This window comes from Ferrovibrio sp. (assembly GCF_964218355.1).
GTDB lineage: Bacteria > Pseudomonadota > Alphaproteobacteria > Ferrovibrionales > Ferrovibrionaceae > Ferrovibrio.
Genome location: NZ_CAXPMC010000002.1, coordinates 1 through 18,685, shown reverse-complemented (window position 1 = coordinate 18,685; position 18,685 = coordinate 1). Strand labels below are relative to the sequence as shown.

At 67.8% G+C, this 18,685-nt stretch carries 20 protein-coding genes; 7 read left to right on the top strand and 13 right to left on the bottom strand.

Features of this window, described 5'->3' with window-relative positions; genetic code table 11:
* Window positions 1–68: 68 nt before the first annotated feature.
* Complete coding sequence (locus tag ACEQZY_RS00260; RefSeq protein ID WP_341705384.1) at window positions 69–1,064, bottom strand: DUF1775 domain-containing protein; 996 nt, start codon at window positions 1,062–1,064, stop codon at window positions 69–71.
* A gap of 60 nt (window positions 1,065–1,124) precedes the next feature.
* Window positions 1,125–1,568: a DUF2946 family protein gene (locus ACEQZY_RS00255; RefSeq protein ID WP_370151489.1), complete on the bottom strand. Its 444-nt coding sequence runs from the start codon at window positions 1,566–1,568 to the stop codon at window positions 1,125–1,127.
* Between the two features lie 329 nt (window positions 1,569–1,897).
* Between ACEQZY_RS00255 and rho the strand changes: the two genes are divergently transcribed.
* From rho to ACEQZY_RS00240, 3 genes are all read left to right on the top strand, one after another.
* Complete coding sequence (gene rho, locus ACEQZY_RS00250; RefSeq protein ID WP_341703715.1) at window positions 1,898–3,259, top strand: transcription termination factor Rho; 1,362 nt, start codon at window positions 1,898–1,900, stop codon at window positions 3,257–3,259.
* A 135-nt stretch (window positions 3,260–3,394) separates the two neighbouring features.
* A complete protein-coding gene (locus ACEQZY_RS00245) occupies window positions 3,395–4,240 on the top strand; it encodes an AraC family ligand binding domain-containing protein (RefSeq protein WP_370151487.1) in 846 nt (281 codons plus the stop codon).
* Between the two features lie 40 nt (window positions 4,241–4,280).
* Window positions 4,281–4,688: a DUF2000 family protein gene (locus ACEQZY_RS00240; RefSeq protein ID WP_341703713.1), complete on the top strand. Its 408-nt coding sequence runs from the start codon at window positions 4,281–4,283 to the stop codon at window positions 4,686–4,688.
* Between the two features lie 12 nt (window positions 4,689–4,700).
* On the opposite strand, the gene ACEQZY_RS00235 is transcribed toward ACEQZY_RS00240, so the two are convergent.
* From ACEQZY_RS00235 to ACEQZY_RS00205, 7 genes are all read right to left on the bottom strand, one after another.
* Window positions 4,701–5,183 carry a PAS domain-containing protein gene (locus ACEQZY_RS00235; RefSeq protein WP_341703712.1) on the bottom strand — a complete coding sequence of 161 codons (483 nt, stop codon included), beginning with the start codon at window positions 5,181–5,183 and terminating at the stop codon, window positions 4,701–4,703.
* 287 nt (window positions 5,184–5,470) lie between these two features.
* Window positions 5,471–6,214: a DUF2470 domain-containing protein gene (locus tag ACEQZY_RS00230; protein ID WP_341703711.1), complete on the bottom strand. Its 744-nt coding sequence runs from the start codon at window positions 6,212–6,214 to the stop codon at window positions 5,471–5,473.
* Window positions 6,215–6,523 carry a P-II family nitrogen regulator gene (locus tag ACEQZY_RS00225; protein ID WP_341703710.1) on the bottom strand — a complete coding sequence of 103 codons (309 nt, stop codon included), beginning with the start codon at window positions 6,521–6,523 and terminating at the stop codon, window positions 6,215–6,217.
* 4 nt (window positions 6,524–6,527) lie between these two features.
* Entirely contained in the window at window positions 6,528–7,532 is a 1,005-nt protein-coding gene (locus ACEQZY_RS00220) for a sodium-dependent bicarbonate transport family permease (RefSeq protein ID WP_341703709.1), read from the bottom strand.
* A gap of 30 nt (window positions 7,533–7,562) precedes the next feature.
* Window positions 7,563–8,537, bottom strand: coding sequence for a quinone oxidoreductase (locus ACEQZY_RS00215; RefSeq protein ID WP_370151484.1), 975 nt, complete (start codon window positions 8,535–8,537; stop codon window positions 7,563–7,565).
* A 29-nt stretch (window positions 8,538–8,566) separates the two neighbouring features.
* Entirely contained in the window at window positions 8,567–9,274 is a 708-nt protein-coding gene (locus ACEQZY_RS00210) for a dienelactone hydrolase family protein (RefSeq protein ID WP_341703707.1), read from the bottom strand.
* 82 nt (window positions 9,275–9,356) lie between these two features.
* Window positions 9,357–9,926: a methylated-DNA--[protein]-cysteine S-methyltransferase gene (locus ACEQZY_RS00205; RefSeq protein ID WP_370151481.1), complete on the bottom strand. Its 570-nt coding sequence runs from the start codon at window positions 9,924–9,926 to the stop codon at window positions 9,357–9,359.
* A gap of 105 nt (window positions 9,927–10,031) precedes the next feature.
* Between ACEQZY_RS00205 and ACEQZY_RS00200 the strand changes: the two genes are divergently transcribed.
* A complete protein-coding gene (locus tag ACEQZY_RS00200; protein ID WP_341703705.1) occupies window positions 10,032–11,165 on the top strand; it encodes a GTP-binding protein in 1,134 nt (377 codons plus the stop codon).
* The gene (locus ACEQZY_RS00195; protein ID WP_370151479.1) at window positions 11,149–12,228 is read left to right on the top strand and encodes a WD40 repeat domain-containing protein; all 1,080 of its coding nucleotides are present in this window, start codon (window positions 11,149–11,151) and stop codon (window positions 12,226–12,228) included. The genes ACEQZY_RS00200 and ACEQZY_RS00195 overlap by 17 nt, the downstream gene beginning before the upstream one ends.
* 48 nt (window positions 12,229–12,276) lie before the next feature.
* Here the strand turns inward: ACEQZY_RS00195 and holA are convergent, their stop codons facing one another.
* The 4 genes from holA to ACEQZY_RS00175 form a co-directional block, all read right to left on the bottom strand.
* Window positions 12,277–13,293 carry a DNA polymerase III subunit delta gene (gene holA / locus ACEQZY_RS00190; protein WP_370151476.1) on the bottom strand — a complete coding sequence of 339 codons (1,017 nt, stop codon included), beginning with the start codon at window positions 13,291–13,293 and terminating at the stop codon, window positions 12,277–12,279.
* On the bottom strand, window positions 13,268–13,864 hold the full coding sequence (locus ACEQZY_RS00185) for a hypothetical protein (protein ID WP_341703701.1): 597 nt from the start codon (window positions 13,862–13,864) through the stop codon (window positions 13,268–13,270). Before ACEQZY_RS00185 ends, holA begins: the two co-directional genes overlap by 26 nt.
* Window positions 13,851–16,436 (bottom strand): leucine--tRNA ligase, encoded by a 2,586-nt coding sequence (leuS, locus tag ACEQZY_RS00180; RefSeq protein ID WP_370151474.1) that lies wholly within the window; start codon window positions 16,434–16,436, stop codon window positions 13,851–13,853. Before leuS ends, ACEQZY_RS00185 begins: the two co-directional genes overlap by 14 nt.
* A 64-nt stretch (window positions 16,437–16,500) precedes the next feature.
* Window positions 16,501–17,082 carry a DUF3576 domain-containing protein gene (locus ACEQZY_RS00175; protein WP_341703699.1) on the bottom strand — a complete coding sequence of 194 codons (582 nt, stop codon included), beginning with the start codon at window positions 17,080–17,082 and terminating at the stop codon, window positions 16,501–16,503.
* A gap of 139 nt (window positions 17,083–17,221) precedes the next feature.
* On the opposite strand from ACEQZY_RS00175, the gene ACEQZY_RS00170 reads away from it, so the two are divergent.
* Window positions 17,222–18,121, top strand: a complete 900-nt coding sequence (locus tag ACEQZY_RS00170) for a methyltransferase domain-containing protein (RefSeq protein WP_370151472.1) — start codon at window positions 17,222–17,224, stop codon at window positions 18,119–18,121.
* Between the two features lie 282 nt (window positions 18,122–18,403).
* Window positions 18,404–18,685 (top strand): porin (locus ACEQZY_RS00165; RefSeq protein ID WP_370151470.1); only part of this gene is annotated, 282 nt, incomplete at its 3' end.

Here is an 18,685-nt window from a genome sequence, read left to right as displayed (position 1 = left end):
GTTGCGGATGCGCGGAAGCGCGCCGCGCGGCAATGCCGCGCGGCGTCAGCCCGGCGCCGTGCTGCGGGTCAGTGCTTGTGGCCGCTATGGCCGCTGTGGTCGTCCGGCATGGCGCCGGCCTTCATGACCGGGATGTCGAGGGTGACCGCGCCGGCCTTCTGGAAGGTCAGGGTCAGCGGGAAATGACTGCCTTCCTTCAGCGGCTGCTTCAGGCCGATCAGCATTACGTGATAGCCGCCGGGCTGCAAAGCGGTGATGCCGCCGGCGGGGACCGGAATGCCGCCATCCACCGGCCGCATCCGCATGGCCTCGCCATCCTTCACATGCTCATGCAGCTCGACATGCTCGGCCACCGGTGAAGCGGCTCTGACCAGGATGTCGGCCGCCTTGCCGCCATTCTTCAGGGTCAGGAATACGCCGCCGACCCTGGCCGGAGTGGCGCGGGCAAACGGGGCCTCGATCGCGATATCCCCGGCTTTTGCGGCCGGCATGGTCGCAGATGGCTGGGCCCCATGCTGGTGCATGGCCGGCTTGCCGCTGCTGTCGGCGATGCGGATCAGTGCCGCCGGGCGCGGCAGGTCATGGGCACTCTGGCCGGCTGCCGGAATCTGCTCCCAGCGGGCCTCGCCGCCGTCGCAGCCCTGCACCACCGGCAGCCACAGCTGCGCACCGGGCGTCGCCGGCAGTTTCAGCACCAGGCCGAATTCGTCGAACAGGTTGCCGGGCAGGCTGCCGCCGGTCCAGCTGACCTCGCCGGGTACCATGTCGGTCATGCGGCCATGGCCGGCATCCACCGGCCGGTCCAGCTTGCGCATGGCAACGGCGACCTGCCAGCCGGGCTTGGCCTGCGGCGTGACGCTGACGACGCCGTCGGGAATGGTGACGCGCAGGGCGGTGGTGGGGCGGCCGTCGCAGCCATGGGGCACGCGCAGGGCGGTGCGGAAATAGCTGCCCGGCTGGGCCAGGGCCGGATCGGCAACCACATGGGCGCGGGCGGATGGCTGGGTGGCGACAGCGGCAGCCAGGGTGGCGAGCATGGCGCCCGCAAGGAAAGCACGGTTCATTGGGAGAATCCCCCGTCGGTCTGGAAAACACGGAAAGCCGCGGCGGGCCGCGGCGGCGGTTCAGACGGACGGGGCGGGCGGGGCGCGGGCCCGGGACGGCAGCCAGGCGCGCGGCTGCGGGCTACGGTAGTCGGAGGGCGGCGCCAGGGCGGCGGCGATGCCTGCCGGCATCGCCAGCAGCAGGCCGGCCGGCAGCACGGCATGGGCCAGGCCGGCGGAAGCCAGGCAGATCGGGCAGCTGCGTTCGGCCGGCTGGGGCTTGGCGGGGGTTTCGTCGCCGGCCGCCGGCGGCAGGGCCTCGGACAGAGTGATGGTGCGGATGCCGAGTGCGGTGCAGATCACGATCTGCTCGATGCCGCTGCTGCGTGCGGCCTCGGCCATGGCCCGCTGCATGGCGTTGTAGGACAGCGGCAGCAGGCTGTGGAAAGCGAGGCCGAGCAGCGCCAGCCACGCCATCAGGCGGCGGCGGTTTGTCGGGCTGTTCTGGCGGGCGGCGCTCCACATGGCGCCACCAGTATACCGTCGCCCCGGCCGGGGCAAGGGAGGCAGTTTGCCGCAGCCCGGCCCGGCTGCGGCTGGTCGGCATTGCCGGCCGCACCCTTGACTTATCCCGGCCCGGTTGCTATCTCGCTGTGCAGCCGGTCCTTCTTCTTGCGGGCCGGGGCCGCTTCGGCATCTCTCCACTTTCCAGCAGTTTTCCCGGTTTTCCGGTGCCGGCATGGTGGAATCCGACAGGTGGCCGCTCTCTCCCCATCACCCGGCAGCTGCGTTGATGTCCCGATGCGGCGCCCAATCCCCCCGATAGCCATTCAGCCGAGTCCGCGAGTCCGCCGATGAATCTGCAGGAACTGAAATCCAAATCCCCGACCGATCTGCTGGCTTTCGCCGAAGAGCTGCAGATCGAGAATGCCAACACCCTGCGCAAGCAGGACATGATGTTCGCCATTCTCAAGCAGCTGGCCGAGAAAGAGGTGGAGATCACTGGCGAGGGCGTACTGGAGGTGCTGCAGGACGGCTTCGGCTTCCTGCGCTCGGCCGAGGCGAATTACCTGGCCGGTCCCGACGACATCTATGTCAGCCCGAACCAGATCCGCCGTTTTGGCCTGCGCACCGGCGACACCGTCGAGGGCACGATCCGCGCGCCGAAGGACGGCGAACGCTATTTCGCGCTGCTCAAGGTCAACACGATCAACTACGAAGACCCCGAGAACAGCCGCCACAAGGTGCATTTCGACAATCTGACGCCGCTCTATCCGACCGAGCGGCTGAAGATGGAACTGCCCTACACGGAAGAGCCCGCGGCGCCCGCCGCCGAGGCGCCGGCCAAGGCGGCGAAGACCCCGGTGATCAAGTCGCGCGGCGAAGGCGGCCGGCGCGAGAAGATCATCGCGGCGCCGAAGAAGGACATCTCGTCGCGCGTGATCGATCTGATCTCGCCGCAGGGCAAGGGCCAGCGTGCCCTGATCGTGGCGCCGCCGCGCACCGGCAAGACCATGCTGCTGCAGAATATCGCGCATGCGATCAGCGCCAATCATCCGGAAGTCTACCTGATCGTTTTGCTGATCGACGAGCGCCCGGAAGAAGTCACCGACATGCAGCGCACGGTGAAGGGCGAGGTGATCTCATCCACCTTCGACGAGCCAGCCAGCCGGCACGTGCAGGTCACCGAGATGGTGCTGGAAAAGGCCAAGCGCCTGGTTGAGCACAAGCGCGATGTCGTCATCCTGCTCGACTCGATCACCCGTCTCGCCCGTGCCTACAACACCGTGGTGCCGTCTTCGGGCAAGGTGCTGACCGGCGGTGTCGATGCCAATGCGCTGCAGCGGCCGAAGCGCTTCTTCGGTGCTGCCCGCAATATCGAGGAGGGCGGCTCGCTGACCATCATCGCCACCGCGCTGATCGATACCGGCAGCCGCATGGACGAGGTGATCTTCGAGGAGTTCAAGGGCACCGGCAATTCGGAAATCATCCTCGACCGCAAGCTGTCGGACAAGCGCACCTTCCCGGCCATCGACATCACCAAGTCGGGCACCCGCAAGGAAGAGCTGCTGGTCGACAAGGGCGTGCTGGCCAAGATGTGGGTCCTGCGCCGCATCCTCATGCCGATGGGCGGCCAGGACGCGATGGAATTCCTGCTCGACAAGCTCAAGCATGCCAAGACCAATGCGGATTTCTTCGATTCGATGAATACCTGAGGGCAGACCTCGGGTTACCCGGCACGGGCGGGGCGCAGACCCCGCCCGTTCTGTTTTCGGCATCGCCCGTCTGGCACCGGTCGCGTCCGGCGCCGTCCTGTTCCTGCAGGGCGGGGCCTGCGCTATACTGGCGGCATGGCGCATCCCGACGACTGGTTCCAGTTCGCCCGCGATCCCGGCAGCGGCACCGAGATGGTGCGCGCCGCGTTCCATGCCCGCGCCTATGACCCGCATTTCCATGACCAGGTGCTGGTCGGCGTCACCGAGCAGGGGCGGCAGCATTTCCGCTATCGCCGCCAGTGGCAGCACAGCCGGCCGGGCCGGGTGATCCTGATGGAGCCGGGCGAGACCCATGACGGCGAGGCCGGCGACGACGGCGGCTTCACCTACAGCATGCTGTATTTCGATCCGGCCTGGCTGCTGCAGGCGGCCGGCATCTGTGCCGGCCGCAGCATCGGGCCCGGCCTGTTCGATTTCCCCCGGGTGCTGGAGGACAGTCCGGCGCTGGCCGCCGCGGTCTTTGCCGCCACCCGCCAGATCGCCGCGCCCGACAGCCGCATGCATCGCGATGCGGCGCTGGATGCCGTGGTGGCCCATCTGCTGCGGCATGGCGGCCGGGGGGCGGCGGTACCGGGCCGGCATCCGCGCATCGCGGCCCGGATCCGCGATGCCATCGAGGCGCATCTCGACGAGGATCTCGGTCTCGACCGGCTGGCCGCGCTTGCCGGCACCGACCGCTTCCGGCTGCACCGCAGTTTCCAGACCGCCTATGGTCTCGCGCCGCATGCCTATCTCGTGCAGCGGCGGCTGAACCGGGCCCGGCAGCTGCTGGCGCAGGGGGCGACGCCGGCCGATGCCGCGGCCGCCGTCGGTTTCGCCGACCAGAGTCATCTGGGCCGCTGGTTCCGCCGCGCCTTCGGCATGACGCCGGCAGCCTATCGCCGGGCCTGCACAAATCTTCCAGACATCGCCACGCCCTGACCGGCACCCTCGGCATCCCTGCAATGTTCGAGAGGATGCCGTGTTCGAGACCAAGATCGCCGTCGTGGTGCGCGACGACCTCGCCGTCTGGCAGAAGCTGAATGTCACCGCCTTCCTGGCCAGCGGCATCGCCGCCGCCCGACCGGAAACCATCGGCCAGCCCTATGCCGATGCCATAGGCCGCGGCCATACGCCGCTTTTCGGCCAGCCGGTGCTGGTCTTCGCTGCCACGCTCGACGGCCTGCGCCGGACCTATATCCGTGCCCGTGAGGGCGGCCTCGAGATTGCTCCCTATATCGAAGCAATGTTCGCCACCGGCCATGATGCCGCCAACCGCGCCGTCTTTGCCGAGGGCGAGGCCGACAGCCAGGTCTGGGCGGGGCTGGCCCTGCATGGGCCGCGCCGGGCGGTCGACAGGGCCGTGAAGGGCCTGAAGCTGCACGGCTGAATGCCGGGGTGCTCAGCTGTCGCCGAAATCCACGGCCGTCATCACCATGTCGACGGTTTCGCCATCGGCGGCCAGCGGCAGCCGCAGCACGTCGTAGTCACGCAGGCGACCGTCGATCACCATGTCGAGATGCTCGATGAACGGGCTGCGGGCCGCAATCACCTCGCCGAAGGCGGCGGCGACATGCCGGCCGTAATCGGGGGACGGCAGTTCGTCCAGCCACTTGCCGGTGAAATCGGCGCTCAGCCGCTCGGCCACCCGGCTGCCGACCAGGCGGAAACGGAAGCGAAAGCCGCCGCCGGCCTGGCGATGCACCTCTGCCAGCGACAGGTCGCCCAGGATCCACGGCATCTGCAGCGGATCGATATCGGCGCGACCGGGCAGGCGACGGCCATGACGGGCCGCCTGCCAGTAATCCACCAGACGCTGCAGCCGCGGCCGCAGGACCTGCCCGGCCGTAACCGGCTTCTGGGCGGCCGGATTGCGCATGCTCATGCCGTGGGGGCCCTCCGGAACCGGCGGCAGTGTAGTCCGTCCGGCGGCGCCGATAAAAATTTTCCACGGAAGGCCAGATCGGACTTGTAACTGAAAATCATTCGCATATACTCAGGGCCATCGCGGTCACCCGCGGTAAGTTAGGTCGGCCCCGTCACTCTAGCTGGTCGTGACGGGGTTCGTGGCCGGTCCGGCAGAATGGGGCATTGCCGGGCCGGCCCCGACCGACCAGTTTCCGACCGACAAGCTTCTGGAAAACCTGTCATTCTGACGATCCGCCGGCCCGTTCAGGCGCCGCGGGCCTGTTTCACCAGCCGCACCAGTTCGGCGCGGGCACTCTCCGCATCGGTGACCGGCCGGCCGAAGGGCAGGCGGGCCAGTTCGGGGCCATCTCCCGTCTCTTCCCCGTCACCGCGGATCAGGTCGCAGCCCTCCGGGTCGATGCCGCAGAGCCGCCAGCCGCTGCCTGTCCGCCCGAGCAGTTTCGCCGCATAGAGCTGCACCGCATCGGCGTGGTCGGCATTCATGTGCTGCAGGATATCCGCCTCGGCCGCGGCCAGCGCCGCGCAGTCGCCGGCATAGGGATAATCGTCGCACCAGTGGATGCGGCCGAAGCCGGCGACCAGATGGGCGTGCTCGACATGGATGCGCCAGAAGCCGAAATCGCCGAAGCCGGCATACATCGCCGCACCGGGATGGCGCGCGAGGAACCGGGCGCGATGTCGCGGATCCTCGGTCTTTTCGGCACGGCCCTGCAGACTGGCGCGCGGGCCGGTCAGCGGCTCGGCCAGTCCCGCCGTGCCGTCGCAGAGCAGCGAGACGCGGTCGTCGGCCAGGATGTTCCTGGTGTGATCGGCCAGCTGCGAAATCAGCAGCAGCGGGCTGGCATCGAGATCGAAGGCGACCAGCACCAGCGACGCATGGGGATGACCGCTGCCGTTGCCGCTGCTGGCCATCAGTGTGGCCAGGGTGGCGGTGCGGCAGGCGCGGGCGACGGCGCGGGCCTGCCGGGCGGGTGTGGCCTCGCTCATTCAGAACCGGCCCGGCCGGGCCACTTCCACGTCGGAAATGTAGACGATGGCCACCGCATTGGTGAAACGCTGGTGGAACTGGTCCAGCACTTCGCGGGCCACCGGCTCGGCGGCGACGGCAACGATCATCACATTGTCGAAGGCGCGGGTGATGTCGTCGCCGCTGCGCTCGCCATGTTCGCCACCGCCGATCACCCGCGGCAGCAGGCTCCAGCCCTTCACGCCCTGCTGGCCGAGCCAGTCGAGCACGGCGCGCTGCAGGGGCGATTCGACGATGATCTCGATCTTCTTGCGCGGATGGCCGGTCATCGCGTCATCCTCCGAACAGGCGTTGCGCCACCACCAGATACAGCGGCAGGCCGATGGCGACGTTGAAGGGGAAGGTGATCGCCAGTGCCAGCGTCACCGACAGCGACGGATTGGCGGCCGGCAGCGCGAGGCGCATGGCGGCCGGCACGGCAATATACGAGGCCGAGGCCGCCAGCACCGCCAGCAGCATGGCCCCGCCGGTGCCAAGCCCGAGCAGGGCGGCGCCGCCGAAGCCGAAGACCGCGCCCAGCAGCGGCATGACCAGTCCGAACAGGATCAGCGCGCGCGGGAAGCGGCGGGCGGTGCGGCCCTGGCGCACGGCCACAAGGCCCATATCAAGCAGGAAGATGCACAGCGCCCCATTGAACAGGTCGCTGACGAAAGGCCTGATCTTGGCCAGGCCGGCATCGCCGGTGATCCAGCCGATCGCGAAGCCGCCGACCAGCAGCACCACCGAGCCGTTGACCAGCACCTCGCGCAGCAGGGTACCGCGTTCGCTGCTGCCCGGCTGCATCTGGCGCCCGGCCAGCAGCAGGCCGACAAGAATCGCGGGAGTCTCCATCACCGCCGTCATGGCGACGAGATAGCCTTCATAGGCAATACCCTGGCTGCGCAGGAACTCGGTCGCGGTGACGAAGGTGACGATGCTGATCGAGCCGTAATGGGCGGCAATGGCCGCCGCGTCGGTGCGGTTCTGCCGCCAGACCCCGCGCAGCAGGCCAAAGGCGAGCAGCGGCAGCAGGGCGCTCAGGCCGAAAGCCACGACCACCGCCCACAGCAGGGCGAGGCCGCTGGCGGAATGCATCGCCACGCCGCCCTTGAAGCCGATGGCGAACATCAGGTAGATCGCCAGCGCCTTGGCGGCGCCCTCGGGAATTTCCAGGTCCGACCGCAAAAGTGCCGCCGCCACGCCCAGCGCAAAGGCCAGGATCATCGGGGACAGCAGGTTGCCGGCGGCGATGTTCAGGATTTCCGTCATGGCGGCGGACAATGCCATGGCCGCCGCCATGACGGAAGGGGCATCCCGTTACCGGCCGGTTCAGGGCACCAGCAGGGTCGAGCCGGTGGTCTTGCGCGCCTCGAGATCCTGATGCGCCTTCACGGCATCCTTCATGGCATAGGTCTGCTTGATCTCGATCTTCACCTTGCCGGACATGACCACGTCGAACAGCGCGTTGGCCGAACCGACGAGATCGGCGCGCTTGGCCGTGTAGGTCACCAGGGTCGGCCGGGTGACATACAGCGAACCCTTGCCGGCCAGCATGCCGACATCGAAGGGCGGCACCGGGCCCGAGGCATTGCCGAAGCTGACCATCAGGCCGAAGGGCCGCAGGCAGTCCAGCGAGGCGGGCCAGGTATCCTTGCCGACGCCGTCATAGACCACCGGCAGGCCGGCGCCTCCGGTGATTTCCTTCACCCGCTCGACAAAATTGTCCGTGCGGTAGTTGATCACATGGTCATAGCCATGGGCGCGGGCCAGCTCTGCCTTCTGGGCGTCGCCGACCGTGCCGATCACCGTGGCGCCCAGCGCCTTGGCCCACTGGCCGAAGATCAGGCCGACGCCGCCGGCGGCGGCATGGAACAGCACGGTGTCGCCCGGCTTGATCTGGTAGGTGCGGCGCACGAGATATTCGGTGGTCATGCCCTTCAGCATCATGCCGGCCGCCTGCTGGTCGCTGATCCCGTCGGGCAGCACCACGCAGCGGTCGGCCTGCATCAGGCGTTCCTCGGCATAGGAACCGAGTGGCGCTGAGGCATAGGCGACGCGGTCGCCCACCTTGATGTCGGTCACGCCGCTGCCCACCGCGGTCACGCTGCCGGCGCCTTCCATGCCGATGGTCAGCGGCAATGGCAGCTTGTACAAGCCGGAGCGGTGATAGGTGTCGATGTAGTTGAGGCCGGCGGCCGTTGCCTTGATGCGGATCTGGCCGGGACCGGGATCGCCGACCTCGACTTGCTCCCATTTCATGACTTCGGGGCCGCCGTTCTCGTGGATGCGGATGGCATGCGCCATGGGCTGTGTTCCTTGTCTCTGCGGCCGGATCAGGCCAGATGCTGCTTGAAGAAGGCGGCGGTACGCTGGTTGGCGAGATCGGCAGCCGCCTTGTCGTAATGCTCGCCGCCGATGCGGGCGAAGGCATGGTCATTGCCCTGGTAATCGTGGCGGGTGACCAGCGGATAGGCCTTCAGCGCCTCGGCGATCTTCGCCTGGGCATCCTTGGGCACGAACTTGTCTTCGGTCGCACAATGCAGCAGCAGCGGCTTTTTAATGTTTTTCGCTTCGTCGAGGTGATCCTGCAGCATCACGCCGTAATAGCCGACCGCCGCATCCACGTCGCTGCGGCAGGCCATCAGATAGGCCAGCCGGCCGCCGAGGCAGTAGCCGACCGTGCCGACCTTGCCGGTGCCGGGCAGCTTGCGCAGGGTCGCCAGCGAGGATTTCAGATCCTCGATGCCCAGATCGAGGTTGAAGCCACCGAACAGGGCGAAGGCCTTGTCCCATTCCGCCTTGCTCTGGTCGGTGATGTCGACGCCGGGCTCCTGGCGCCAGAACAGGTCGGGACAGAGGGCAACATAACCCTGCGCGGCCAGGCCGTCGCAGATGTCGCGCATCACCTTGTTGACGCCGAAAATTTCCTGGATGACGAGGATGCCGGGGCCGCCCCTGGCGGCCTGGCCGGCAGCCGGTTCGGCCAGATAGGCGGAAAAGCTGCCGCCGTCATGGGCCTTGATCTCGATCTTGCGGGCCATGGTTCCCTCCTGTTTGTGTCTGCGTTCCGCGGGCGGAGGGACTCTAGCGGCAGGGCGGCGCGGCGATCAACCGCCGGCAGGTTCAGGCAAACAGGCTGCCCTGCCGTTCGGGCTGCCAGGCGCCTTCATGCTCCAGCAGCCAGCGTTTGGTGACAAGCCCGCCGCGGCCGGAATAACCGCCGGGCCGGCCGCCGGCGGCCAGGATGCGGTGGCAGGGGATGATCAGCGGGATCGGATTGGCGCCGCAGGCACCGCCCACCGCCTGGGCCGCGGAGCTGCTGCCAGCCAATGTTCTGCCGACTGGGGCCTCGACAGACCCTGCAGAGGCCAGCGCGGCGGCGCAGTCGCCATAGGTCCGGGTCTCGCCCGCCGGGATGGCCAGCATGTAATCCCAGACCGCGCGCTGGAAAGCGCTGCCCCGGGGGGCCAGCGGCAGATCAAAGCGGAACCGCCCGTCGGCGAAGAAGGCGGCGAGCTGCCGTCCTGCCTCGGCCAGCAGGGCCCGCTCTGCGCCGGTCGGCCCGGTTTCCGGCCGGCCGGCCTGCCGCCCCCAGTCGACCGCGGTGATGGCGCCGCCTTGTGCGCTGACGGTCAGCGGGCCGAGCGGGCTGTCGAGGCTGATACGGCTGAAATTTGCGGTTTCCGCGGCCATGACGGCCTCCCGTTGCGGTTGCCGGCCCCGGCACTGGACTCCGGCGGTCGGCTCACTATGTTGGGGCCATTCCTAGCATGCCCCGGCCATTCGGAGTATCCGCTTATGACCCAGTCATCCCCGGCGAGCCAAGAGTCTGCGCAGACGCCGGTCACCGTTCTGACCGGCTATCTCGGCGCCGGCAAGACCACCCTGCTGAACCGTATCCTCACCGAGCCGCATGGCAAGAAATATGCCGTGATCATCAACGAGTTCGGCGAGATCGGCATCGACAACGACCTCGTGGTGGATGCCGACGAGGAAGTCTTCGAGATGAATAACGGCTGCATCTGCTGCACCGTGCGCGGCGATCTGATCCGCATCATCGAGGGGCTGATGAAGCGCCGGGACCGCTTCGATGCCATCATCGTCGAAACCACCGGCCTGGCCGATCCCGGCCCGGTGGCGCAGACCTTCTTCGTCGATGACGAGGTCGCCCGCCGCGCCAAGCTCGATTCCATCGTCACCGTGGTCGACGCCCGCCATCTGCCGGCCCGGCTGAAGGACAGCCGGGAAGCGGAAGAGCAGCTGGCCTTCGCCGACGTGATCGTGCTGAACAAGACCGATCTGGTCTCGCCGGCCGAGCTGGCCGATGTCGAGGCGCGCATCCGTGCCGTCAACAAATACGCACCGATCCATCATGCGACCAAATGCGACGTGGCGCTCGACAAGGTGCTGGACCGCGGCGCCTTCGATCTCGACCGCATCGTCAGCCTGGAACCGGACTTCCTGAAGAAGAACCCCGCCCATGGCGAGCCGGGCCACGTGCATGACGAGCATTGCGGCCACGACCATCATGACCACGATCACGGCCATGCTCACCATCATCATGGCCATAATCCGGCCCATGGCGAGCCGGGCCATGTGCATGACGAACATTGCGGCCATGACCACGAGCATGACGTGACGGTGAAAAGCGTGTCGCTGATCGCCGATGCGCCGATCGACGCGCGCAAGTTCGATGCCTGGATCGGCGAGCTGCTGGCCAGCCAGGGGCAGAACATCCTGCGCAGCAAGGGCATCCTCGATTTCAAGGGGGCCGACAAGCGCTTTGTGTTCCAGGCCGTGCACATGATCAAGGATGGCGATTTCCAGCGGCCGTGGCATGACGGCGAGAAACATGTCTCGCGGTTGGTCTTCATCGGTCGCGATCTCGATGCCGCGAAACTGCAGCAGGGTTTCGATGCCTGCCGCGCCTGACGCGGCCCAGGCCGCTGCGACCCAGGCCGGCGCCACCCAGGTCGGTTTCCGCGCGTATCTGTGGCAGTTCCAGGCCGGCGTGGTCGGCGTGGCGGCGGCGGAAGCTGCTGGCATGGCCGGCTTCGGGCTGGGCGACGGCTCCATTGCATTGCGGCCGTTCGATGACCCCGAGGCATCGAATACCCGGCGCCTGATCGTGCATCCGGACGCGGCGCTGCTGGCGCTGGCGGCCGCGCCCGATGGCGAAGGCTTCCTGTCCGGCGGCGACGACGGCAGGCTGATGCGCACCGCCGTCGATGGCTCGGCCGAGGAACTGGCCAATGTGCCGCGCAAGTGGGTCGAGCATGTCGTTGTCGCCGATAATGGCGCGACCCGGGACAGTCTGGTGGCCTATGCCGCCGGCAAGCGGGTCGGCCTGCTGAAGGCCGATGGCCGCGAGATTGCCGTCTGGGAGGACCATCCCAGCACGGTCACCGGAATCGCCTTCAACCCGAAGGGCAAGCGCGTGGTGGCGGCGCATTACGGCGGCGTCACCCTGTGGTGGGCCAAGGCAGAGGCCCAGCCGCCCAAGCGGCTGGCCTGGAAGGGCTCGCATGTCGCGGTCACCTGGTCGGGCGATGGCCGGTTCGTGATGACGGCGACGCAGGAAAACGAGCTGCATGGCTGGCGTCTGGCCGACGGCGCCGACATGCGCATGAGCGGCTATCCGGCCAAGCCGAAGGGCCTGAGCTGGTCGCGCGACGGCCGCTGGCTCGCCACCTCGGGTGCCGATGTGGTGGTGGTGTGGGATTGCCGCGGCAAGGGCCCGATGGGCTCGAAGCCGGTGGAACTCAGTCATGGCGCACTGGTCACCGCCGTTGCCTTCCATCCGCGCCACGGCCTCGTCGCTTCGGGCCATGCCGATGGCCGGCTCAGGCTCGGCCGGCTGGCCGATGAATCGAGCATCGAGCTGGAGCAGGTCGGTGCTGCGCCGGTCACGTCGCTGGCCTGGACATCCGATGGCCGCTGGCTGATTGCCGGCGGCGAGGGCGGCGCCGCGGCATTGCTCGATTTCGGCAGCTAGCGCTTACTGGCGCAGCCCCAGTTTATCGCGCGACGCGCGCAGCCCAGTTTATCGCGTGACGCGCGCAGCGCGGGCGATGCGCAGCAGCGCGTCGCCGCAGGCGGCTGCCGCGGGCATGCCGGTGCTTTTTGCCGTCAGTTCGGCATCGGTGAGGATTTCCAGCGCCCGCATCAGTCGCGCTGCCGACCATTGCCGCATCTGCCGCTCGAAGCCGGCCTTGCGGGTCCAGTGCACGCCCAGCCGTGCCGGGTCGATGCGGTTGCCGGCTTCCGTCTGTGCGGCAGCGAGATGCAGTTTCTGGCCATGCTTCTGGGCCACCCGCAGGATCGCCACCGGCGATTCGCCGGCGCTTTCGCAGCGGGTCAGCGCATCGGTCAGGGCAGCGAAATCGCCGCCGAAGGCGGCGAAAGCGGCATCATCGAGAAACAGCGTGGCACTGTCGCCGACCACGGCCTCGCAGTCATCCACGCTGATCGGCGTCGCCTCGTCGCCCTTGTACAGCAGCAGCTTGGCGATCTCGCCGCGGGTGACCATGCGGTCGGTGCCGAGATTGTCGGCCAGCCACGATACGGCTTCCGGCACGATGCGCTTGCCAGCCTCGGCCACCATCTCCTCGATCAGACCGTGCAGGGCGCGGGCATCGTCAGCATAGCAGCCGATGGCTGCGGCAATTTCCGATGCCTCGAAGGCGCCGCGCAGGCTGGAACGCGCCGCCAGTTCGCCGGCCTCCACCACCACCAGCGCGTCGCCCGGCGCATCATCGAGGAAGCCCTGGAACAGCTTGGCCAGGCGGTCACCGGCGCCGGCGACCATGACGACGCGGCGGCCACCGGTCAGCGCGATGGCGGCGGCTTCGTCGGCCAGCCGGGCGGGATCTTCCTGCAGCTGCGCGCCGGTCAGGGTGGCGACGCGGAAGGGATCGGAGAGATCCTCGACGGCGCTGCGGGCGATGGCCTTGGCGCGTTCGCGGATCAGGCCGGCATCGCTGCCGAACAGCAGGACGGCGCGGATTCCGGGCCGCGGCTTGCGGACAAAAGCCTCAGCGTCGCGTGCCTGGAGCTTCATAACCGCCCGGTTGTCCGGCCCGCCTTGCCGCTTCGGCCTCGGCCTCCGCTTTCGCCTTGGCCTTCAGGTCGGGTCGCTGCTGGAAGAAATTGGCCAGCCGGATGCGCAGCTGTTCCGCGGAATCGCGCAGGGCGCGCTCGCGGGCATTCTTCTCGCTGATCAGGTTGGCATAATCGGCCACCGTCAGATTGTAGGAGGCGTAGGTCGAGGTGTTGATCGCACTGAGCGCCGTGCCGCTCTCGTACTCGCGCAGCATGTAGACCACGGTGACGTTCATATTATTGCGGGTGATTTCTTCGCTGCGCGTGGTGAATACCGCCCCGATCGATTCGGTGATCTTGTATTCCAGCAGGTAGCGCGGCCGCGATGGAGTGCCGCGCGGGGTCAGCATGTCGAGCAGCTGGTCGCGCAGCAGCTGGTCGCGCCGGTCGTCCGGTTGCCGGATGGCGATATCGGCAAATTCCGCGATCACGGTCTGGCCGGCACCGCCCTGCCGGTACAGCGGCTGGAAGCCGCAGCCGGCGAGGGCCGCGCCCAGCAGCAGGATCGATGCGGCCCTAGACCACGACATTGACGATCCGGTTCGGCACGACGATCACCTTGCGGACCGGCTTGCCGTCGATGGCGCGCTGCACGTTGTCGTTGGCGAGTGCGAGATTCTCGAGCTCGGCCTGCGCCATGTCGCGGGCGACTTCCAGGGTGGCGCGCAGCTTGCCGGCCACCTGCACGGCTATGGTTACGGTGTCGTCGCGGGCCAGTGCGGCATCGGCCTGCGGCCAGGGCTGGTCCAGCAGCAGGCCGTCATTGCCCAGCGTCTGCCAGATTTCCTCGGCCAGATGCGGCACCATCGGGCCGATCAGGCCGGCCAGCATCTCCAGTGCTTCACGCCGGGCCCAGGCGGTGGCGGCATCGTCGCCCTTCACGCCTTCCAGCAGGTTGGCGAATTCGTGGATGCGGGCAACCGCCTTGTTGAAGTGGAACTGCTCGAGATCCTGGGTCAGCGCCGCCACCGTCTTGTGCAGGGCGCGGCGCAGGGCCAGTGCCGCTTCCGGCCAGTCGGCCGGCCGGGCGGCATTGCGGGCCGCGATCGGGCCGGCCGGTTCGGCCACCAGGCGCCACAGGCGCTGGGTGAAGCGCCAGGCCCCGGCCACCCCGGATTCGGTCCATTCGAGGTCGCGTTCCGGCGGGCTGTCGGACAGCATGAACCAGCGTGCGGTATCGGCGCCGTAGGTGTCGATGATCAGGCCGGGGTCGATGACATTCTTCTTCGACTTCGACATTTTCTCGGTGCGGCCCACCGTGACCGGCGCACCGGTATGCAGATGCACGGTCTGGCCGCCATCTTTCTTTACCTCCGAAGGCAGCAGCCAGGCGCCCTTGGCGTCCCGGTAGGTCTCGTGGCAGACCATGCCCTGGGTAAACAGGCCGGCAAACGGCTCGCCGTCAGGCAGGCTGACATGGCCGGTGTCGCGCAGCGCGCGGGTGAAGAAGCGCGAATACAGCAGGTGCAGGATGGCATGCTCGATGCCGCCGATATACTGGTCGACCGGCAGCCAGTAATCGACCTCCGCCTTCACCATCGCCTGGTCGGCGCGCGGACTGCAGAAGCGGGCGAAATACCACGAACTGTCCACGAAGGTGTCGCAGGTATCGGTCTCGCGCCGCGCGGCCTTGCCGCAGGACGGGCAGTCGACATGTTTCCAGGTCGGGTGGTGATCGAGCGGATTGCCGGGCCGGTCGAAGCTGACATCTTCGGGCAGCAGCACCGGCAGGTCGGCTTCCGGCACCGGCACGATGCCACAGGCATCGCAGTGGATCACCGGGATCGGGCAGCCCCAGTAGCGCTGTCGCGACACGCCCCAGTCGCGCAGGCGGAAGGTGACGGTGCCCTCGCCGGCCTTCATCTCCTCCAGCTTCGCAATGGCGGCGCGCTTGGCGGCGGTGACGTCGAGGCCGTCGAGGAATCCCGAGTTGATCGCCACCGTGTTGTCGGTGTCGACATAGGCTTCGGTGCCGATCTCGGGCGCCGGCTGGCCCGCCTTGACGCTTTCCCGGGGCGCGACCACGGCCCTGACCGGCAGACCGTATTTGCGGGCGAAGTCGAGGTCGCGCTGGTCATGGCCGGGGCAGCCGAAAATGGCGCCGGTGCCGTATTCCATCAGCACGAAATTCGCCACATAGACCGGCAGGGTCCAGGCCGGGTCGAAGGGATGGATCGCATCGAGCGGAATCCGGTACCCCTTCTTCTCGGCCTTTTCCAGCTCGGCTTCCGCCGTGCCGCTCTGCCGGCATTCCTCGATGAAGGCGGCAAGCTTCGGATCGTTCTTCGCGGCTTCCGCGGCCAGTGGATGGTCGGCCGAGATGGCGACGAAACTGGCGCCGAACAGCGTGTCGGGCCGGGTCGAATAGACCTCGATGCGATCGGTGCGGTCTTTCAGGGCGAAGGCAAAGCGCGCCCCTTCCGACTTGCCGATCCAGTTCTGCTGCATCAGCTTGACCCGCTCGGGCCAGCGCTGCAGGCCGTCCTGCAGGGTCTGCAGCAGATCGTCGGCATAGGCGGTGATCTTCAGGAACCACTGCGACAGCTTGCGCCGCTCGACCACGGCGCCGGAGCGCCAGCCGCGGCCGTCGATCACCTGCTCGTTGGCCAGCACGGTCATGTCGACCGGATCCCAGTTGACGAAGCTCTCGCGGCGGTAGATCAGGCCGGCCTTGAGGAAGTCGAGGAACAGCTTCTGCTGATGCCGGTAATAGCCCGGGTGGCAGGTGGCCAGCTCGCGGCTCCAGTCCAGCGACAGGCCCATGCGCTGCAGTTCGGCGCGCATGTTGGCGATGTTGTCGTAGGTCCAGGCGGCGGGATGCACCTTCTTTTCCTGGGCGGCGTTTTCCGCCGGCAGGCCGAAGGCGTCCCAGCCCATCGGATGCAGCACGTTGAAGCCACGTGCCCGCTTGTAGCGGGCGACCACGTCGCCCAGCGTGTAGTTGCGCACATGGCCCATATGGATGCGCCCCGAGGGATAGGGAAACATCTCGAGGACATAGTATTTCGGACGGGCGGGATCGGCTTCGGCGCGGAAAGCCTGGCGCTCGGTCCAGGTCTGCTGCCACTTGTTTTCGACCGCCTTGGCGTTGTAGCGGGACATCTACGCTTCCGTTGTCACTGGTGCGCCGGCCGCCCGGCGGGCAGCGCGGCCGGAACTGGGGAAATCAGCGGCGCGCTTCCGTTTCCATGCGGAACTCGCGGGCACGCTGCAGGATGGCGTTTTCCATGTTGGCCGCGGTGTTGGGCGTGGTCGGCTGGTCGATCCAGGTGTCGCCCTGCCGGGCCTGGCGGAACACGCTGACCCGCAGGCCGTCGGCGCGCAGGGCGCGGTCGAGGATGTAGACCGTCACCTTCAGGCGCTCGTTCGGCGTCTGCGGTGGCGTGTACCAGTCGGTGATGATGACGCCGCCGAAGGGATCGGCCGAAGCCAGCGGCATGAAGGCAATGGTGTCCAGCGAGGCGCGCCACAGGAAGCTGTTGACGCCGATGCCGCCGCCGCCGCCCTGCTCCGGCTTCTTGTTGCCGCTGCCCAGGATGTTCAGGCCACCTCCGCCGAATACCGTCTGGCGTTCGTTCTGGGGGGCCGGGTCGTAGGTGCCGTACTGGTTCTTTTCCGGGAAATAGGTCTTGGTCTCGCCGTCATCGGGCGCAGTGCAGCCGGCCAGGCCAAGCAGCAGCGCGGCAGCCGCGCAGGCCGGCAGGACCGGCAGTCGGAAGCGAAGCGAAATCGGACGCAGAGCAGCCATACGGCCTCCTCCTGGCACTGTTACCGGCCTGATGCTATTGGGCCGGGCTGGGATACCATAGTTTGCACCGTGGCGCCAATCGCCAGCCGCCGGCCGGGACCATTGCCGGCAACCGGGGAAAGCCTTAATCCGTCTGGCGATGGCGCCCGTTCCCCCTGTCCTCGACAGTCTGCTCCAGCAGGCCTGGGCGGCCCAGACCTCCGGCCGTCCGGCCGAGGCTGCGGCCATTTACCGGCGGATTCTGGAAAGAGGCGACCATGCGCCGGCCTGGCTGGGGCTGGGCCAGTGCCAGCTCGACCTGCAGCAGGCCGACCAGGCGCTGGCGGCGTTCCGGCGGGCGGCGGCCCTGCTGCCCGATTCGGGGGCAATCCGGCACATGGTCGACATGCTGGCCGGCGACCGCCTGCCTGACCGGGCCCCGGACGATTATGTGCTCTGGGTCTTCGACGGCCATGCCGACAGTTTCGATGCGCATCTGGCGGCCCTCGGGTACCGGGGTCCGCAGATGATCGCCGCCCTGGCCGCGGCGGCCTGGGCGCCGCAGCCGGCCCGGGCAATCCTCGACCTTGGCTGCGGGACCGGGCTGAACGGGCCGGTTTTCCGGCCCTATGCACACCGGCTGGACGGACTGGACCTGGCGCCGCGCATGCTGGGCCAGGCCGCCCGCCGCGGCGTCTACGACCATCTCTACAAGGCCGAGGTGCATGCCTTCCTGCGCCGGCCGCCGGCCCGCTACGACGCGATCCTGTCGACCGATGTCTTCATCTATATCGGCCGTCTGGAGGGGTTTTTCTCTCTTTCTTATCAAAATCTTACAGATAATGGCGAGATTCTCTGCACGATCGAGCTGGGGCCGCCCGAGGCGCCGCCGGTGCAGCTGATGCCGACCGGGCGGTTCCGGCAGACCGACGCCTATATCCGGGCCTGCGCCGCGGCCGCCGGATTTGCCGTGGCACAGGCCGAAGCCGCCACCCTGCGGGTGGAGCAGGGCCGGCCGGAACCCGGCTGCGCCTACCGGTTCATCCGGCAGCAGGGCTGACCGGGACGCGAATCGGCGGTTGCGGCGACAGGCCGGGCCGGATCGGCTAAGCCATTGGCCGGCCGCAGGGATCGCAAAAATGAAACGCCACTGTGGCGGTAATGCAACACGGATTGCAAATCGGTGCTGGAAAATTCCGCTTTCATTGACACTTGCATGCCGGCGGTGGCTTCATCCCTGACGATCAATCGGCTCTGCAAGGCTGACTGTTCATTGTCCGTCGCCTGTTACCCGGCGGCCGGCACTGCAAACCCAAATCCCGGTGGGAGAGGAAAGAGGAACATGAAGAAGACGCTGCTTCTGCAAACCGCGCTCGTGGCGGCTGCCGGCCTGATGGTCGCCGGTGCTGCGAACGCCCAGACCAAGGAAGTGCCGGTCGGCGTGACCGTCGGCGGTTACTACACCTCCTTCTACAAGGTCCAGGACCGCGACAAGCCGGCTCAGACCGACCAGAGCGCCCAGGCCCTCGGCCAGGACGCCGAAATCTGGTTCAACATCCGCGGCGTGCTGGACAACGGCACCGTCGTCGGTGGCCGCGTCGAGCTGGAAGGCACCACCTACAGC

Bases quoted from the DNA above. Each gene is read 5' to 3' on its own strand.
- ACEQZY_RS00220 (WP_341703709.1), bottom strand. From the start codon at position 7,532: ATGGCGGCGGCCATGGCATTGTCCGCCGCCATGACGGAAATCCTGAAC.
- ACEQZY_RS00175 (WP_341703699.1), bottom strand. From the start codon at position 17,082: ATGGCTGCTCTGCGTCCGATTTCGCTTCGCTTCCGACTGCCGGTCCTG.
- holA (WP_370151476.1), bottom strand. From the start codon at position 13,293: ATGAAGCTCCAGGCACGCGACGCTGAGGCTTTTGTCCGCAAGCCGCGG.
- ACEQZY_RS00245 (WP_370151487.1), top strand. From the start codon at position 3,395: ATGGCGCATCCCGACGACTGGTTCCAGTTCGCCCGCGATCCCGGCAGC.
- ACEQZY_RS00170 (WP_370151472.1), top strand. From the start codon at position 17,222: ATGGCGCCCGTTCCCCCTGTCCTCGACAGTCTGCTCCAGCAGGCCTGG.
- ACEQZY_RS00210 (WP_341703707.1), bottom strand. From the start codon at position 9,274: ATGGCCCGCAAGATCGAGATCAAGGCCCATGACGGCGGCAGCTTTTCC.
- ACEQZY_RS00205 (WP_370151481.1), bottom strand. From the start codon at position 9,926: ATGGCCGCGGAAACCGCAAATTTCAGCCGTATCAGCCTCGACAGCCCG.
- ACEQZY_RS00185 (WP_341703701.1), bottom strand. From the start codon at position 13,864: ATGTCGTGGTCTAGGGCCGCATCGATCCTGCTGCTGGGCGCGGCCCTC.
- ACEQZY_RS00195 (WP_370151479.1), top strand. From the start codon at position 11,149: ATGCCTGCCGCGCCTGACGCGGCCCAGGCCGCTGCGACCCAGGCCGGC.
- leuS (WP_370151474.1), bottom strand. From the start codon at position 16,436: ATGTCCCGCTACAACGCCAAGGCGGTCGAAAACAAGTGGCAGCAGACC.
- ACEQZY_RS00235 (WP_341703712.1), bottom strand. From the start codon at position 5,183: ATGAGCATGCGCAATCCGGCCGCCCAGAAGCCGGTTACGGCCGGGCAG.
- ACEQZY_RS00215 (WP_370151484.1), bottom strand. From the start codon at position 8,537: ATGGCGCATGCCATCCGCATCCACGAGAACGGCGGCCCCGAAGTCATG.
- ACEQZY_RS00255 (WP_370151489.1), bottom strand. From the start codon at position 1,568: ATGTGGAGCGCCGCCCGCCAGAACAGCCCGACAAACCGCCGCCGCCTG.
- ACEQZY_RS00225 (WP_341703710.1), bottom strand. From the start codon at position 6,523: ATGACCGGCCATCCGCGCAAGAAGATCGAGATCATCGTCGAATCGCCC.
- rho (WP_341703715.1), top strand. From the start codon at position 1,898: ATGAATCTGCAGGAACTGAAATCCAAATCCCCGACCGATCTGCTGGCT.
- ACEQZY_RS00230 (WP_341703711.1), bottom strand. From the start codon at position 6,214: ATGAGCGAGGCCACACCCGCCCGGCAGGCCCGCGCCGTCGCCCGCGCC.
- ACEQZY_RS00260 (WP_341705384.1), bottom strand. From the start codon at position 1,064: ATGAACCGTGCTTTCCTTGCGGGCGCCATGCTCGCCACCCTGGCTGCC.
- ACEQZY_RS00200 (WP_341703705.1), top strand. From the start codon at position 10,032: ATGACCCAGTCATCCCCGGCGAGCCAAGAGTCTGCGCAGACGCCGGTC.